Here is a 15,379-nt window from a genome sequence, read left to right as displayed (position 1 = left end):
AATTATATTGTGTAATAAAAATACATCAAGACTTATTTTTTACTAAATAGCATTAATATTGACGTATAATAAAATATAAATGTTTATATAGCTTAAAATACAAATTAAAGATTAATTTTGGCATTAAAATTTTAGGATGTGATAATCTTATGAAATTTCATGAAGATGTAATCTTTAAAAACAAAGGGCAGAAATATGGTCAGGAACTGCTTGAGATTATTAACGTCAAAGGAAAAATTGTTGAAATCCATCAGACCGAATATTCCATAATTGATCCGAAGATGTACAAGCCAGATTTAGTCTTTGAGCTGGAAGACAAAATAGTGATACTTGAATTTCAATCCACATATGTGGATGTCAAGGACAAAAGAAGATTCAGATTCTACACTGCACTGTTTGATCTTGTTAAAATCAAATCCGAAAAACCGATTGAAGTGCATGTATTAAGCACATCCAAAATGGAAAAAACAAAATGGTACAGTGTAAATCAAGAATCGAGATTTCCAATATACATCCATTCCCTGAAAAATTATAATGGTGATGAATTTTTAAATAGGATGAAATCCAAAATAGAAAGCAACAAAAGCTTTAGTGAAAAAGAATTACTAATGATAAGTCTATTGTGTTTTATGGACAATGAAAATGACATAGAACAGACACTAATAAATTCAGCACTGACAATAACCAATATTAAAGGTTTAAACGAAAATATTGGTCAGTTTGCCAAAGGAGTAATCCTGCTGTTAAGCGACAAGTTCGTGAAAAACGAATCAACGAATGAAACAATATCAAATTTAGTGGGTGGAAACATGAAAATAGTAGAAGACTACGCTCAAAGGAAAGTAGATGAAGTGAAAAAAGAATTTATAATCAATCTTGAAAAAAAAAGGATTTGAAAATGAAGAAATAGCTGAAACCGCCAACGTAAGTCTAGATTTCGTGAATAGAGTCCTAGCCAAATAACTAATTTAAAAAAGTATATGAAAACTCAATCGAGTTTTCTGATATTTTCAAAAGCCTTTTCGACTTCCACATCCTGATTCATGTCCTCACAGGCTTTCCTGACACGTTCCAAATCAGCACGTGTTTCAGGATATTTCGGAACCGCACTGCATCCGCCATCATCTATTTTGGAAATTTCAAAAGTGCCTATGTCTTTTGCGATTTTAGTGATTTCTTCTTTATCCAAACCTATTAATGGACTTAATATTGGGATTTCAACACCATAACGGGTTGCCAGAATGTTTGACAGGGTCTGTGATGCCACCTGGCCTACGCTGCTTCCGTCAACGATTGCATCAGCCCCTATTTCCAAAGCTAATTTTTCAGCTATTCTGTACATCCCGGATTTACATAAAACACAGGTCATTTTCTCGGGAGCCTTATCTTTTGCAACCTGCAAATATTCACCATAATCGATTACATGTTTTTTAATAGGAACCCCCTTTGCATATTCATTTAGTCTATCAACTAATAAATTAAAAAGCTCTGTGACCTTCGGGCCTGAAAAAGGGTCATTGTTGCAGTGAAGCGCCACTACCTCACATCCCCTCTTCATCATCAAATATGCGGCAACAGGAGAGTCTATTCCACTGGACAGCAGCACTATGACCTTGCCCTGTGTTCCCAATGGCAGTCCACCGGGACCTTTGATTTTTTCATGATAAATGTAAGCGTCGTTTTCCCTGATTTCAACAAATATTGTCAAATCGGGATTTGTCAAATCGACCGGTGCCAAAACGACACCCCTTACAACGCCGCCACAGTGGGCAGCCATTTCCTGAGAGGTGAAGTCATGTGTTCCGACACGACGGCATTTGATTGCAAACCTTGTGTTCTCATCCAAGATGCCTTCATTGATTAATTCCTGAGTGTAATCAGATAGCGTTTCGTCAATTCCTTCATAATCTGCATTGGTAAATACCGCAGGAGAATATGAAACAACCCCGAAAACCCTGTTCAGCTTTTCGATTCCCTCGACGAAATCCTGCGGATGAATGTAGATTCTTCCCTGATTCCTTTCGACTTCGCATTCAAAAGTAGCCTTGATATTTTTAACTAGTTTTCTTTCAAAACGTGACCTTATCTTCGGACTCTTAAGTCCGATTTCACCATATCTTGCAATAACCACATCATAATTCATTCAAACAACTCTTTAATTAAGTCAACACCAGTTTGAATGGCTTCATCCATTTTATCTGTGTTTTTGCCTGCACCTTGAGCCAATGTCAAGCGACCACCGCCGCCACCGCCCAACACGCCTGCTGCAGTCTTGATGATTTCGTTGATCTTGACCCCATCACCAATAGCCTTTTGTGAGGCAGCACCAACAATCTTGCCGTCGCTGTTGCCCATGATAACCACATCGGCCTTGCCGTTGTCGGTGAAGTCTGTAGCCATCTTCTGAAGCTCCTTGAAATCCGCTTCAATCAGCTGGTGAACAACCTTCAGGCCGTTGATTTCGTCAAACTCATCTGCCAGGGAATTCATCTTCAGGGATGCGATTTCGGATTTCAGGCGGTCGATTTCATTTTTCTGCGCTTTCCATTCGCTGAAGAATCTGTCACATGTCTTCGGCAGCTGGTCGTTTTCTACCTTGAAGATTCCTGAACTCTTTCTTAAAATTTCGCCGTCATGCTGCATTGAATCGATTGCGGCAAGACCCGCTGAAAAGTCAATCCTTTCAACGCCGTCCTGAACCCTTTCGGTCTTGTTGATTTTAATCGGGCCGACAACGCCTGTCCTTAGGACATGTGTACCTGCACATGCCTGCACGTCAACTCCCGGAATCTTGACAACACGAATCATCTTGCCCGGAACGATACCTCCCTGGTAAAGCACGAATCCGTACAGTTCCTGCGCCTCGTCCCTTGTGTGGAACTGGATGTCCAGGTCGATGTTCTGCATCACATATTCGTTGGCCAACTTTTCGATTTCGTTCAGTTCGTCCTGTGTAATGCGCTTGTAGTGTGACAGGTCGATACGTGCCCTTGTAAGGCCGTTTTGAGACCCTGCCTGCCAGATGTGCTGACCCAGTATTTTTCTTGCTGCCGCAATGACAAGGTGGGTTCCTGTGTGGTGGCGTGCAAGGGTTATCCTTCTGTCCCAATCGATCTTGCCCACGGCTTTCTTGCCGACCACTGCATTTGGCACATCACCATCCACATGATGAAGGACAACATTGTCAATCTTTTCGGCATGATGTATTTTAAATGAAAAACCCTCAATGGAAACTTCACCTATGTCAGTAGGTTGGCCTCCTCCTTCAGGGTAGAATGTGGTTTTATCGAAGACCAGACATTTGTCCCCATCCTTCTCGACCAGACCCAATACTTCGGCCTCGAACTCCTGCTGGTAGAAATCCTTATAGAACAATAGCTCTGTTTCAGGGAAGTCGACTTTGAAGGTCTCCTTCTTGTTGGTGGTGTCCTTTTCGTGGGCCCCTGCCACCTGTGTGAAGAAATTGTCAGGGACATTGACCGTAAAGTCATTTCCTGCCATTTCGACAACTGTTTCAGGAGGTATTCCGTGAGCGTCATACAAATCAATGAGCATATCAAGAGGCATTTCTGACTTGCCTTCCTTTTTAAGCCTTTTGATGGATCTTTTGACTATGCTTCTTCCTTTCTTGACTGTTGCGGCATACCTTTCCTCTTCCAGGGTGATGATATTCATGATATGCTCTTCAGAGTCACGGATTTCAGGGTAGAATTTTGACAGGAAGTCCAGCTGCATTGCCATCACATCAGCCAGGGACTCCTTCATGTTCAGGTCTTTCATGAATCTTATGGTTCTTCTGAGGACCAGTCTTGCGAGGTATCCTTCCTTCACGTTGGACGGAATGATGCCGTCTGCAAGCATGAACGCCAGACATCTGGTGTGGTCTGCAATGATGTAGATTGCTTCCATAGGTTCGGCTGCCTTAAGGTATTCCTCCAATGAGAGATTCAAACTATCTGCAACTTGGGCCCTGAGCTCCTTCAAGTCCCCGATGTCTTCGATGTCCATCATTCCTGCAATCTGTGCGTTTCTTCCCTGGATGTCCTCATTGATTTCAACGCCGGTCAGCTCCTTTAACTTATCGACAACCGGTGCAAAGCATGCGTCATAAGCAGTAGGGGTTCCCTGTGAAATCCATGCGATTCTTTCAAGCCCATAACCTGTGTCGACAACCTTGATTGGGATTTCCTTTTTGGATCCGTCCTCCAGGGTTTCATACTGGATGAAAACGAGGGTTGCAAGCTCCACACCCCTGCAGCAGACTTCATAACAGGGTCCTTCGTTACCTCCACCGGCCCACCAGGACTTGATGAAAGTGATTTCCTCTGTGTTGATTCCGATGTGGGCAAAAAACTCATGGCAAAGCCTGATTGTTTCATCTTCCCAGTAAATGAAATCATCTTCCTTGTTGATTACTGTGTGTGTTCCCATTGTAAAGCAGGTCATGTGACGACCTGTCCTTCCGACATTGTCGACATCGTTGAGCCTGATTGAAGGCTGTGCCATCTCAATAGGATTGGCCGGGGGTTTAACAAGGCCTGAAGTAATCCAAGGCTGGAAACAGAATATGGATGCTCCGACCAGAAATACATCATCCCTCCATCTTTTGGCCAGAACAGGATATCTGTGGACATGTGTGTGCCCTTCGCTTTCTAAAAATTCTCTAAAAACTTTTTGGATTTCATATAAATTGTATGGCTTGTCTGTTGCAGGATTTGCAATAAACTCATACTCATCACACGGAGCGTCCCCGCAGGTGTCCCTGTCCACCTGAGAGTAGAACTCCTGTCCGCAAGTTTTGCATGTCTGTTTTTTATAACCAAGTTCATCAAAAATTTCTACCATAAGAATCAGTCTTAATCATTCATTAGTATAAAATATGTATTTTGTTTAATAAATAATTAATGAAAAAATATGCTTTAAGAATTTTTGAAACGATTTTTAAACTGATTAATGATTTCATTTGCCAAATCAATTGCAAAATCCGTATCCTCAAAAATCCAATTTTCATACTCTTTGGTGTTTTCCGAAGGAACTTCCAGATGATAATCCGATTGCTGGCGAAGCCTTTTTAAAATACGGAATTTCTTTGCTAATTTTTTATTTGCCTTCTTATCAAACGGCCCTTTAAATTGAACGAAATTTGCTAACCTTCTATGTTCACTATAAGGATTTGAAATATATTCCGTATTACAAGATAACAACTCACGCAAACACAAAAAGGTAGCATAATAACTTCTGGAAAAAATCGTTCTTTTAACAGAAGAGCTTGATGACTCAAATTCCTGAATTTTACAATTCAATTCACATGAGAAATCTAAAAAGTCTAATGGATTGAAATCCTCAAATTCTGATTTATCCAATTGTATCACCTGAAACAGTTACAAAAATAGTGCATTCGTCTAATGCATCATCAATCCCATTTTTTTTACAAAAATTTTCAATATCTTCAATTACACTTTCATCTAATTTTTCCCATTCTTTAAAAGAAAGCTTGACATTATACCGAATGTAGAAATCTACAGTAGGAAAACCACATTCATCAATATTGGACCGATGAACTGATATCAAACAATCATATTTTGGAATAATCTCTCTCAAAATGAATTCTTCAATCCTCTCGAACGGATCATATCCATAGTTTTCAATAACCTGATTTAAGTCTGTATAATTTATCAATTTACCACCTAGATTTTTTTTAAACATATCCGTGCACATCCATGTTAGACATTAACTTAGATTAAAAATTATATTAAATATACCCAACTGTGAATTTTCACAAAATCACAGATATGTATATGTATCCGAGCATATAAATCATCCAGTATTAAATAAAAGCAATTTTACGTAATTAAATCAATTTTATTGAACAAAAACAATAGAAAAACAAGTAAAAAAAATTTAAAATCAATGAAAAAAAACAGTAATAAAAACAAAAAGAAATAAAAAAAAGAAAGGTGATAGATTAAAAATCTATCCGAAGAGAGCACCTAATCCAGCTGCTGCTGCTTCTTCAGAAGCTTCTTCTTCCTCTTCTTCTTCCTCTTCCTCTTCTTCTTCAGCTTCAGCTGCTACAGGAGCTGCAGCTGCAGGAGCTGCTGCTGCAACAGCTGCGGTTTCGATAGCTTCTTCGATGTCAACATCTTCTAAAGCTGCGATTAATGCTTTGATTCTAGCATCATCAGCGTCGATACCTGCTGCTTCAATAATACTTTTAACATTTTCTTCGTTAATATCTTTTTCTGCACTGTGCAAAATCATTGCCGCATATATATATTCCATGTTATCACCATTAATTTTTTAAAGTGTTAGTTCTTAATAATATAAAATTTAATTAAATTTAACCGAACAGAGCTCCTAACCCAGCTGCTGCTGTTTCTTCGCTATTTTCCTCTTCTTCCTCTTCTTCCTCTTCTTCAACAACTTCCTCTTCCACAACTGGTGCTGCCGCTACAGCAACATTGGAAAGTTTTTCAGCTAATTCATCGTCGATTGCGCCTTCCTTATCAGCGATTGCAGATGCAATAGCTAACATTCTGGCATTGACAAGACCGAGAATTGGTTCTGAAGTTTTTGAAGTCAATATAGCTCCTTCTACACCAACGCTGACAGCTCTGGTATGTGCGAGAGACAATATTGCGGAAATAGTTTTGGTTGTAGGTATAGCTGCATTTACAGATAAGTTGAATGCGCCTGAGAACGCTTTTTGCAAATCTGCTAATGTTTGTTCTTCGTCGATTGCAAGTACATCGGAAGTGTAAATTGCTTCTTCTTCATATACTGCTTTTAAATCAATTCCTACTTCCATTGGATTGATATCCATTCTGGCCAAGGTAGCCGCTACCTGTTTGGATACGGCTTCGCCTGCAGCTACAACAACAGTTTCCTTTTGTACGCAGATTTTACCTTTGTCGATTTTAGCAGGAATTCCAACTTGTTGCAATTCACCTAAGAATGGACCTGGTTCGAATCCTGTGTCCCCTTCAGGTACAACAATATCTTCAGGAGCGATAGCGCCCGGCTTTGCAGGAGCTTGGGTTTTGCTGTCTTCCAATATTTTGTACAGTTTGAAAGGATTCATTTCAGTTGCGATGATTGCAACTTGACCATCCATATGCTCGGATAAATCAACAATGTTGTTTTTATCAGCATTACAATCTTCAAGAGCTAAATTGATAAGATTTATTTTGGACATTCTGATAACAGCCTTGTCTTTGAGAGATTTTCTCATTTCCTGGAGCTGTTTTGCAGGAATGTTCATCAAATCGACAATACCGATAACATCGTATTGGTCGATGATGTCTTTTAGCTCTTTGACTTCTTCCTTTTTCCATTCAGCAACATGAGCCATTAGATCACCCTCACTACTGGTCCCATAGTTGTTTTAATAAACATGGACTTGATTTGACTTCTTCCTTTTTCTAAATTGCGGTCTAAGACTGTAAGAACAGTTTCAACATTTTCAGCAATGTCTTCGTCTGACATGTCTTGGCTTCCAACAACAATCTGAATACTTGCCTGTTGTTTTACGCCAACTTTAACAGTACTTTGCAGTCTGTCTAAAAGAGGATCAAGTTTGATACTTGCAGGCACAGGTTTTGGCATCTTTCCACGAGGACCGAGAACCGGACCCAAGAATCTACCAACGAGCGGCATCATATCAGCTTGAGCTACAAAGAAATCAACAGAGTTTGCCATTTTTTTGGCAGCTTTTCTGTCTTTTCCAAACTCTTCTAAATCAGATTTGTTAACGACAACGTCAAGACCAGCATTTTTAGCTTGAACAATGAGTTCCCCGTCAGCTATGACTCCGATTTTTACATCTTTGCCACGGCCGTTAGGAAGAGTAACTTCCTCATTAAACCTATTTTCTGGCTTTCTGACATCTAAGTCTCGGATATTAATAATAATATCTACGGACTCAGTGAAGTTTCTCGGCTTTGATTGTTCTTTAGCCTCCTTCACCGCGTTTACTACATCTTGTGTCATATTCATCCCCCATGAACATTCTGTTCATTGGATTTTTTTGGTTTCATGAGTATCGAGTACTAAGAAAAAAATTCTTAAACGATTGCATGAATTAAAAACAGTATATCAATTATAACCGTAATTATAACATCATATACACTGAATTTATTAACTTAAATTTAATTTGAATGACGGATATCTATTCTACTAGGATATCATCATATTTTCCAGCATCTACATCTTTTTGTGCTTCTCTTGGGTCTTTACCATCAACAGATAATCCCATACTTACACAGGTTCCCATTACTTCTTTTACAGCTGCTTTGTAATCGTTAGAAAGCAATGAATCAAATTTCATTCTAGCGATTTTTAAAGCTGTTTCGATTGGCAAGTCGTTAATGATATCTAAACCTGGTTCATGAGAAGCTTTATCGATGCCTAATTCTTCCATGATAAGAGCAGTTGTAGGCGGAGTACCGATTTCAATTTCAAAATCCTTGGTATCCCTGTCAATTGTGACTTTTACAGGCACTTTCATTCCTGCAAAGTCAGCGCTTTTCTTATTGATTTCTTCAACTACTTGCATCATGTTAATACCGAAAGGTCCTAAAGCAGGTCCTAATGGTGGTCCCGGAGTAGCAGTTCCACCTTCGATAAGAACTTCGACTGTATCTTTAGCCATCAGTCAGCCTCCTTTTGAATTATTCTAATTTGATCAGCTTTAACAGTAACCGGAATAGGCACTGCTGCTTCTATTAACTCTAGAACGACTTCTTCACGTGATTCATCAATACGAACCACCTTCGCCCTCTCACCTTTGAACGGTCCGGAAATAAGCTCAACGATACTTCCTTTCTGAATTGAGGAAATGATCGGTTCTGGTTTTAGGAATCTTTTTACTTCTTCAAAAGTAATGCCAACACTACCTTCTACTACTCCCCTTAAATGCTGTACTTTTAAGTCGGGATTTCTGAGATCTATTTTTGTTGAGGATTCAACCAAAATATATCCCTTCAAAGATTCCGGAACAAGAATTGAGGAAATGCCTATGCCATCAATGGTTCTGGCTTTACGTGCCAAAAGCCTGGCTACATTTCTTTCTTGACCCGCAGAGGTCTTGAGAGCATATATGGAACTATTAGTATCTTCCATGAAAAATTCACCTATTTCATATTTACTGGTTAAAATCATACATTAAGTTAAAAGTTATTTGAAGCGCTGCAATTGAAAAACTGCAGATTCTTAGGTAATTCACAATATATGAGTGAAAATTGACTAAGCTATCCCCCATCTTCCCTAGGTTCCAATAATATCATATTATTGATTTAAGATACAACTTAACTAGTTAAAAATCTAAAATCAAAAAGATACAAAATTATTACAAAATTCTATTATAATTTAATGGGATTAAAAAAATGGTTTATGGTTTTATAAACCAATTAATGATCCAAGTAAAAATATAACAAAACCAATTGCACCAACTATGACAACACCAATTGATGTAACTTTGGCAAGCTCTAGATATTCCTGCCTATCTGGTTTTTTTGATACTTTCAATACTCTTTTACTGTCTTTAACAAATTTATTAAAACTTTCTTGCACATTCATTTTAAATACCCAAAATTAAAAAAACTATGAAATCATAGTTTAATGAATTATAATAAAATAATAGTAATAAAATAATTTATATTTTAAACATTAATAAATGTTTGCATTTTAAGAAAAAAATAAAAAGATAAAATTAGAAAATTCCATCAATGAAATCGTCTAATTGATCTTTAGCTGATTCGGATTCAACTTTTTCTTCAGCATATTCAATTTCAGGTTCGTTAGCTGAATCGTAATCCGCGTTAATTCCTGAAACAACCACAGTGGTTCTAACCATATTTTGAAGACTTTCATCAATTTGAGTACCCCAAATAATGTTGGCTTCAGGATCCAGTTTATCGGCAACAACCTGGACGATTTTCTCAGCTTCATGCAATGTTAAATCGGAACTACCGGTTATGTTAACCAAAGCCGCAGTAGCATTTGAAATGTCAATATCCAATAATGGGCTACTCAATGCTTCGTGTACAGATTCTAAAGCTCTGTCTCCAGAATCAGATTCGCCCATACCAATCATAGCCATTCCGGAACCGCTCATGATGCTCCTAATGTCTGCGAAGTCCAGACTGATGAGACCCCTTTTGGTAATCAATTCCGTAATTCCTTTAACAGCCCTACCCAATATTTCATCGGAAACCATGAAAGCCTTGTTTAAAGGCAAGTTTGGTGCAACTTCCAGCAATTTGTCGTTAGGTATGATGATTACGGTATCTGCAGCTTCCCGAAGTTTTTCCAAACCCTGTTCTGCATTTTCCCTTCTTCTGATACCTTCAGCAGAAAATGGTAAGGTTGCAACAGCAACGGTCAATGCGCCTAATTTCTTAGATAGTTTAGAAATGATTGGGGCTGAACCTGTACCGGTTCCTCCACCGAGACCGCATGTAATGAATACCATGTCTGCGCCCATCAATTCCTCTCTAATTTCATCTTCACTTTCTTCAGCACATTCTTCACCTACAGATGGTTCTCCACCTGCACCCAATCCTTTTGAAGTTTGTCTACCCAATAATATTTTCTTACTGGATTGGCTGTAAAATAAATCTTGAGCATCAGTATTGACGGCAATGGTTGTTGCCCCTTCAATACCCATCTCATTTAATCTTGAAATGGTGTTGTTACCTGCTCCACCGGCACCAACAACGAAAATTTTAGTTTTAACACCATCCATTATGGTTGTAAGCTCTTCATCGATATCTGAAGCGAGTTTATTTGGTGTTTTCTCTTCCATTCTTTGTTCGGATTCTTTGATTGCATCATCTATAAATTTCACAAATTAACCCCACATACTCTGCTATTAAAATTAATTGTTAAATATTTCTATTGTAACTAATATTTAAATGCAACTCTTTTTAAAAATATGAAAAGAATATTTTATATTCTCATAATATATAAGTTAATCCCTTGGCATTGCAATGATTTCATGGAACTCCATATCAAACAAGTTTTTGGAATTGACCGGAGTCAAAATAACTGCAGTGTCAACACCATGCCCCCTTCCGCCAATGGCTATGATCTCTTCACCGACAGGGATTAAACCGGCATCGGCAGCCATTATTGAAATTTCTGCGGATACCTTAATACCATGAGAAAACATCCTAAGGGTGTCTGCAACAATATCCAACGGGGAATAACCTCCGTATTTGTTAGTGACCCCTCTTGCAGCACCACTGAATGCATGCAGGCCAAAATAGGTTACAATGCCCATTTCCTCTAACTTCCCAATCATGTCCTCGCTTATATCGGACTGGTTGGGCCCGCTAAACCCGCAGTTATGGGTGACATTGATTATTTTAACTTTATCACCAACAGCTTTAGCTAGCTTTAATGCGGATTTTCCGGATGCGGAAGCGATAACAATGTGCTTGATGTCTTCGCATTTGTCCAACTTGTCGCTGACAGCTGAAATCAACTCATCGGTATAATCATTGCCCTCTTCATCAAAATATGTTATGAATTTTCTTGCCATATATACAACCTCCAAAATTATAAGTTAAATAAATCTAAATAACTAATATTATATATAAACAACTAGTTTTAAAAAGATTTTTATGAGAAGCGATGAAGTAAAAAATATAAAGCATGTCATCAACGGAGACTACATTGTAATCCCAATCGAGACAGGCTACATAAAGCCAAATGAGGATTTGAATCAAATCATAATGCCTGCAAGGGAACTTATGGAGGATGGGGACTGGCTGGTGATAGCCGAAACTCCCATTTCAGTGTCTCAAAACAGGCTGGTCGACGAATCCGAATATACCCCGTCACTGACCGCCAAACTTTTGACAACAGTATGGAGCAAATACCTTTGGGGATACGTTTTGGGACCCCTTTTGGGAATTAAGGAAAGGACCATCAAAAACCTCAGAAAGCTTCCCGAGGAAACCAAAGCCCATAAGGAAGTTGTCCTTCAGCTATACGGATTGAATCATGCACTGAAACCCGCTTCCGAAGCGGGAATCGATTTGAGCAATGCCCCTGGAACATTCGTTTCCCTGCTTCCGGAAAATCCCGAAAAGGTTGCAAAAGAAATTAAAAAGGAAATTGGAAAGGACATTTATGTTTTGATAATCGATACCGATGCGACATACATGAAAAACGGCAAATACTTCACAGGCCTTCCAATAGCCATTGATGGAATTGAAGCGGATAAAGGCTTTTTCGGATATTTCAAAGGACAGCTCTCCGAAAATATGGGATCGACACCCTTAGGATGCAGTGAAAAAATAAGTGTTGAGACCGGATTGAAGATGGCAAACATTGCCGAGGATTATCAGAAATCCCTTTCGACAGAGATGAAAACCATCCATAGCGTCAAATCTGTCTTGGGTACTGAAATTGACGAGGTTACAGTTGAAGCATTGGATTCGATAACACACACCCCTGCGGTAATAATCAGAAAAAATCATTAGTTTTGTAAAAATGACTTTAAAATTAGTTATATTTTTATAATAAAAAAGATAAAACTTAACATTAATTTTAAAGTATTATCATAATTTTTAGTTTATTTTTTAGATCTTCATTTTTAGATGAAATATGATAATGAGATATTAGGGGAAATCAAATGTTAAACAATCCATTAGTTAAAAAATTATTATCAAAAATCGTTGAAAAAGAACATGAAGAAATGCTTAAAAAAAGATTTAAAGAAACATATCCTGATGAAGAAACCCCTGATGGAATCGATAATCTCATACGATTATTAGAGCTTCCTCCTGAAGAAATCCAATTCATTGCAGACGACATTAAAAAAACAGTGGAGGAAACAATAATTCCAATCATAAACTCATTGATAAACGGAACCGACACCGATGAAGAAATTGCCAAAGAGACCGGCATTAAACTAAATGTTGTTAGAAAGATATTATACAAACTTTACGACTTGAAGATTGCAAATTACAAAAGAAGCAAAGACCCTGAAACTCAATGGTTCACATATTCCTGGAAATTTGAAAAGGAAGAGCTGATCAAACAGGTCAGGGAGGAATGTGAAAAGGACCTGAATGCCCTTAATGAGGAACTGGACAAGGAAGAAAACAACATGTTTTTTGTATGTCCCTACGGCCATATCAGATGCACATTCGATGAGGCTTCAGACGAAGAATTTTTATGCGAATGCGGTGAAGAACTAGAATTCCAGGATAATTCTGAAGTTATTGAGCAAATCAAATCAGCCATCGACGTGACAAAAAGCGATTTGGATTCATTTACTGAAAAGATTGAACAATAGGATAAGATGGAAATTGAATTGCTTGAAAAGGAGAACACTCCTGAAAACGTTATAGAACATTCAATAGCCGTTTGCAAAAAAGCTATGAAACTAGCCGCTAATTTTGACGATGCAGATAAAGACCTTATTAGAAAGGGCGCCCTATTGCATGACATCGGAAGGTCAAGAACACACGGCATAACACATGCAATCGAAGGGGTGGGGATTGCCCGGAAATACGGTTACGGCGAGGATGTCCTGAATATCATAGAAAGGCATATCGGTGCCGGAATTACCGAAAAAGAGGCTGAAAAGCTGGGCCTTCCAGTGAAGTCATATTTGCCGGAAACCCTTGAAGAGAAAATTGTGGCCCATGCGGACAATCTGATCAGCGGTAGCGAAGAAGTGGACATTGACTTTGTCATTGCGAAATGGAAAAGGAGAATTGAAGACAGCCAAGACAATATCGAAAGACTGATTGAGCTGGATAATGAATTGATTAAAGCTTTTGAGGAATAACATGAAGGTAATATGTTCAAGCGAAGAGTCACTGTACCGTCCAGAGGCGGTGAGATGGAGACAGAGAATGGAAATGATGAAACCCCTTGGAGACACAGTCGTTTTACTGCCGTGCAGTATGAAAAAGCCATATTCCAATTCAAAGTCCCATCAGAAGTTCAGAAAGATTACAAGGTCCTTTCAGGAGCTTATAGTCACTTCCCCCTTTGGAATCTGTCCGAGGGAGCTTGAAAACACCTTCCCCATTCAGTCCTATGACGTGAGCACCACCGGCTCATGGTCGCAGGATGAGATTGATGAAAGCGGAAAACTAATCAGGAAGTACACCGAGGGCAAAACAGTGATAGCCAATCTCAGCGGAGGTTACCTCGAGTGCTGCCGGCAGCATGTCGATGAATTCGTTAACGTTTGTGAGGATGGAAGGCCCACTTCACCGGACTCCCTTTATAACTTAAGAATGGAGCTTAAAAACCACCAAAGAGTAAACAGGCGGGAAAAGACCTTGCATGAACTGAGGTCCATTGCAATGTATCAATTCGGTGAAGATGCATATGACTTTATTCCGGACAATGTTAAAACCAAAGGAATGTATCACAAAAGAATTCTTTCGAATGGAAAGCAGCTGGCGCTGCTCAACAAGGACCATGGATTATTCAGATTGAATTTGCCTGGCGGGGAAATCCTGAAGGATTTGGGAATCCATACGGTTGATATCGACTTTGACCTGGAGACCAACACAGTATTCGCCCCTGGAATCCAAAAGGCAGACCACAGCATCATTCCGAATGACGAGGTTGTCGTCGTTAAGGATGACGAGGTTGTCGGAGTGGGCAGGGCAATAATGACCGGTCGTGAAATGGAGGAATGCGGTAACGGCATTGGTGTTAAAATCAAGCACAGGGTAAAATGAAATCTTATTTCATCATGCACCAACAAAAGATATATAAACACCATACTGTAATAATTATAAAATACAACAAAAAACGGGAGACTAACTGATGTCAGAAGATTTAGTAAATGATATTAAAGACGCCATTTATGTGATAAATGACCCTCATATGGGAATAAGCATCATAGAAATGGGCATTGTACAAGACATCACCGTAGATGGTGATCAAGCTGAAATTATACTTAAACCTACCAACCCAGGATGTATGAGTATCACTCGTATCGCTGCTGATGCTAAAATCAGGGCTGAAAACGTTGAAGGTATTGAAAAAGCAAAAATTATCGTTGAAGGACATGCCATGGCTGACTCCATTAACGAAATGATTAACAGATGATTTTTTTAAATCTTATTTAATTCTATATATAATCGGGGCAAAAACCAAAAAGATTATATATAGCTATTAATATACATATTAATGTTGACAGTTAACTGTCATATCGATTTTTTTTATAGGCTAGTGGCACAGCTTGGTTAGCGCGCTCGGCTGATAACCGGGAGGTCATGGGTTCGAATCCCATCTAGCCTACTTTTAACTGATTTTATTTGATTTCAACAATTTTCTGCCTATTTTCAAAAGCTTGCGTGATTTGGATTTCACCTGTTTGGGTGTGGGATTTTTTCTTTAT

At 38.7% G+C, this 15,379-nt stretch carries 18 protein-coding genes and 1 tRNA gene; 7 read left to right on the top strand and 12 right to left on the bottom strand.

Annotation, left to right across the window (positions count from 1 at the left end):
• Positions 1 to 149 precede the first annotated feature (149 nt).
• Positions 150 to 896 (top strand): hypothetical protein, encoded by a 747-nt coding sequence (locus ACKI4K_RS07185; RefSeq protein WP_407423678.1) that lies wholly within the window; start codon positions 150 to 152, stop codon positions 894 to 896.
• Positions 897 to 988: 92 nt separating this feature from the next.
• Here the strand turns inward: ACKI4K_RS07185 and thiI are convergent, their stop codons facing one another.
• The 12 genes from thiI to ACKI4K_RS07125 form a co-directional block, all read right to left on the bottom strand.
• Entirely contained in the window at positions 989 to 2,143 is a 1,155-nt protein-coding gene (gene thiI, locus ACKI4K_RS07180; RefSeq protein WP_407423676.1) for a tRNA uracil 4-sulfurtransferase ThiI, read from the bottom strand.
• Complete coding sequence (alaS, locus tag ACKI4K_RS07175; protein ID WP_407423674.1) at positions 2,140 to 4,845, bottom strand: alanine--tRNA ligase; 2,706 nt, start codon at positions 4,843 to 4,845, stop codon at positions 2,140 to 2,142. Before alaS ends, thiI begins: the two co-directional genes overlap by 4 nt.
• 74 nt (positions 4,846 to 4,919) lie before the next feature.
• On the bottom strand, positions 4,920 to 5,363 hold the full coding sequence (locus ACKI4K_RS07170) for a hypothetical protein (RefSeq protein ID WP_407423672.1): 444 nt from the start codon (positions 5,361 to 5,363) through the stop codon (positions 4,920 to 4,922).
• Complete coding sequence (locus tag ACKI4K_RS07165; protein WP_407423670.1) at positions 5,356 to 5,679, bottom strand: hypothetical protein; 324 nt, start codon at positions 5,677 to 5,679, stop codon at positions 5,356 to 5,358. Before ACKI4K_RS07165 ends, ACKI4K_RS07170 begins: the two co-directional genes overlap by 8 nt.
• 294 nt (positions 5,680 to 5,973) lie before the next feature.
• The gene (rpl12p, locus tag ACKI4K_RS07160) at positions 5,974 to 6,282 is read right to left on the bottom strand and encodes a 50S ribosomal protein P1 (protein WP_407423668.1); all 309 of its coding nucleotides are present in this window, start codon (positions 6,280 to 6,282) and stop codon (positions 5,974 to 5,976) included.
• Positions 6,283 to 6,340: 58 nt separating this feature from the next.
• Complete coding sequence (locus tag ACKI4K_RS07155; protein ID WP_407423666.1) at positions 6,341 to 7,351, bottom strand: 50S ribosomal protein L10; 1,011 nt, start codon at positions 7,349 to 7,351, stop codon at positions 6,341 to 6,343.
• The gene (locus tag ACKI4K_RS07150; protein ID WP_407423664.1) at positions 7,351 to 7,989 is read right to left on the bottom strand and encodes a 50S ribosomal protein L1; all 639 of its coding nucleotides are present in this window, start codon (positions 7,987 to 7,989) and stop codon (positions 7,351 to 7,353) included. Before ACKI4K_RS07150 ends, ACKI4K_RS07155 begins: the two co-directional genes overlap by 1 nt.
• Before the next feature lie 178 nt (positions 7,990 to 8,167).
• Entirely contained in the window at positions 8,168 to 8,650 is a 483-nt protein-coding gene (locus ACKI4K_RS07145; RefSeq protein WP_407423662.1) for a 50S ribosomal protein L11, read from the bottom strand.
• Positions 8,650 to 9,120 (bottom strand): transcription elongation factor Spt5, encoded by a 471-nt coding sequence (locus ACKI4K_RS07140; protein WP_292605964.1) that lies wholly within the window; start codon positions 9,118 to 9,120, stop codon positions 8,650 to 8,652. Before ACKI4K_RS07140 ends, ACKI4K_RS07145 begins: the two co-directional genes overlap by 1 nt.
• A 276-nt stretch (positions 9,121 to 9,396) precedes the next feature.
• Positions 9,397 to 9,576: a protein translocase SEC61 complex subunit gamma gene (locus ACKI4K_RS07135; RefSeq protein ID WP_407423660.1), complete on the bottom strand. Its 180-nt coding sequence runs from the start codon at positions 9,574 to 9,576 to the stop codon at positions 9,397 to 9,399.
• Positions 9,577 to 9,709: 133 nt separating this feature from the next.
• On the bottom strand, positions 9,710 to 10,846 hold the full coding sequence (gene ftsZ, locus ACKI4K_RS07130; protein WP_407423658.1) for a cell division protein FtsZ: 1,137 nt from the start codon (positions 10,844 to 10,846) through the stop codon (positions 9,710 to 9,712).
• Between the two features lie 123 nt (positions 10,847 to 10,969).
• Entirely contained in the window at positions 10,970 to 11,542 is a 573-nt protein-coding gene (locus ACKI4K_RS07125; RefSeq protein ID WP_407423656.1) for a pyruvate kinase alpha/beta domain-containing protein, read from the bottom strand.
• An 82-nt stretch (positions 11,543 to 11,624) separates the two neighbouring features.
• Here ACKI4K_RS07125 and ACKI4K_RS07120 point away from each other — a divergent pair, with 82 nt between their 5' ends.
• The 6 genes from ACKI4K_RS07120 (at position 11,625) to ACKI4K_RS07095 (ending at position 15,279) form a co-directional block, all read left to right on the top strand.
• Entirely contained in the window at positions 11,625 to 12,488 is an 864-nt protein-coding gene (locus tag ACKI4K_RS07120; RefSeq protein WP_407423654.1) for a coenzyme F420-0:L-glutamate ligase, read from the top strand.
• Positions 12,489 to 12,799: 311 nt separating this feature from the next.
• Positions 12,800 to 13,306, top strand: coding sequence for a transcription factor E (gene tfe, locus ACKI4K_RS07115; protein ID WP_407423680.1), 507 nt, complete (start codon positions 12,800 to 12,802; stop codon positions 13,304 to 13,306).
• Between the two features lie 6 nt (positions 13,307 to 13,312).
• Complete coding sequence (locus ACKI4K_RS07110; RefSeq protein ID WP_407423652.1) at positions 13,313 to 13,804, top strand: TIGR00295 family protein; 492 nt, start codon at positions 13,313 to 13,315, stop codon at positions 13,802 to 13,804.
• A gap of 1 nt (position 13,805) precedes the next feature.
• A complete protein-coding gene (locus ACKI4K_RS07105) occupies positions 13,806 to 14,714 on the top strand; it encodes a DUF5591 domain-containing protein (protein WP_407423650.1) in 909 nt (302 codons plus the stop codon).
• Between the two features lie 88 nt (positions 14,715 to 14,802).
• Positions 14,803 to 15,087 (top strand): iron-sulfur cluster assembly protein, encoded by a 285-nt coding sequence (locus ACKI4K_RS07100; RefSeq protein WP_407423648.1) that lies wholly within the window; start codon positions 14,803 to 14,805, stop codon positions 15,085 to 15,087.
• 117 nt (positions 15,088 to 15,204) lie between these two features.
• Positions 15,205 to 15,279, top strand: a tRNA-Ile gene (locus tag ACKI4K_RS07095).
• Positions 15,280 to 15,379 lie beyond the last annotated feature (100 nt).

The organism is Methanobrevibacter sp., from assembly GCF_045644645.1.
GTDB lineage: Archaea > Methanobacteriota > Methanobacteria > Methanobacteriales > Methanobacteriaceae > Methanocatella.
The sequence above is the reverse complement of the archived record's forward strand: the minus strand, read 5'-3'. Positions and strand labels throughout refer to the sequence as shown.

What these genes read in the sequence shown, in the direction of transcription:
- ACKI4K_RS07155 (WP_407423666.1), bottom strand. Translation starts at nt 7,351, where the DNA reads ATGGCTCATGTTGCTGAATGGAAAAAGGAAGAAGTCAAAGAGCTAAAA.
- rpl12p (WP_407423668.1), bottom strand. Translation starts at nt 6,282, where the DNA reads ATGGAATATATATATGCGGCAATGATTTTGCACAGTGCAGAAAAAGAT.
- ACKI4K_RS07120 (WP_407423654.1), top strand. Translation starts at nt 11,625, where the DNA reads ATGAGAAGCGATGAAGTAAAAAATATAAAGCATGTCATCAACGGAGAC.
- ACKI4K_RS07150 (WP_407423664.1), bottom strand. Translation starts at nt 7,989, where the DNA reads ATGACACAAGATGTAGTAAACGCGGTGAAGGAGGCTAAAGAACAATCA.
- ACKI4K_RS07125 (WP_407423656.1), bottom strand. Translation starts at nt 11,542, where the DNA reads ATGGCAAGAAAATTCATAACATATTTTGATGAAGAGGGCAATGATTAT.
- ACKI4K_RS07185 (WP_407423678.1), top strand. Translation starts at nt 150, where the DNA reads ATGAAATTTCATGAAGATGTAATCTTTAAAAACAAAGGGCAGAAATAT.
- alaS (WP_407423674.1), bottom strand. Translation starts at nt 4,845, where the DNA reads ATGGTAGAAATTTTTGATGAACTTGGTTATAAAAAACAGACATGCAAA.
- ACKI4K_RS07105 (WP_407423650.1), top strand. Translation starts at nt 13,806, where the DNA reads ATGAAGGTAATATGTTCAAGCGAAGAGTCACTGTACCGTCCAGAGGCG.
- thiI (WP_407423676.1), bottom strand. Translation starts at nt 2,143, where the DNA reads ATGAATTATGATGTGGTTATTGCAAGATATGGTGAAATCGGACTTAAG.
- ACKI4K_RS07100 (WP_407423648.1), top strand. Translation starts at nt 14,803, where the DNA reads ATGTCAGAAGATTTAGTAAATGATATTAAAGACGCCATTTATGTGATA.
- ACKI4K_RS07145 (WP_407423662.1), bottom strand. Translation starts at nt 8,650, where the DNA reads ATGGCTAAAGATACAGTCGAAGTTCTTATCGAAGGTGGAACTGCTACT.
- ACKI4K_RS07110 (WP_407423652.1), top strand. Translation starts at nt 13,313, where the DNA reads ATGGAAATTGAATTGCTTGAAAAGGAGAACACTCCTGAAAACGTTATA.
- ACKI4K_RS07135 (WP_407423660.1), bottom strand. Translation starts at nt 9,576, where the DNA reads ATGAATGTGCAAGAAAGTTTTAATAAATTTGTTAAAGACAGTAAAAGA.
- ACKI4K_RS07140 (WP_292605964.1), bottom strand. Translation starts at nt 9,120, where the DNA reads ATGGAAGATACTAATAGTTCCATATATGCTCTCAAGACCTCTGCGGGT.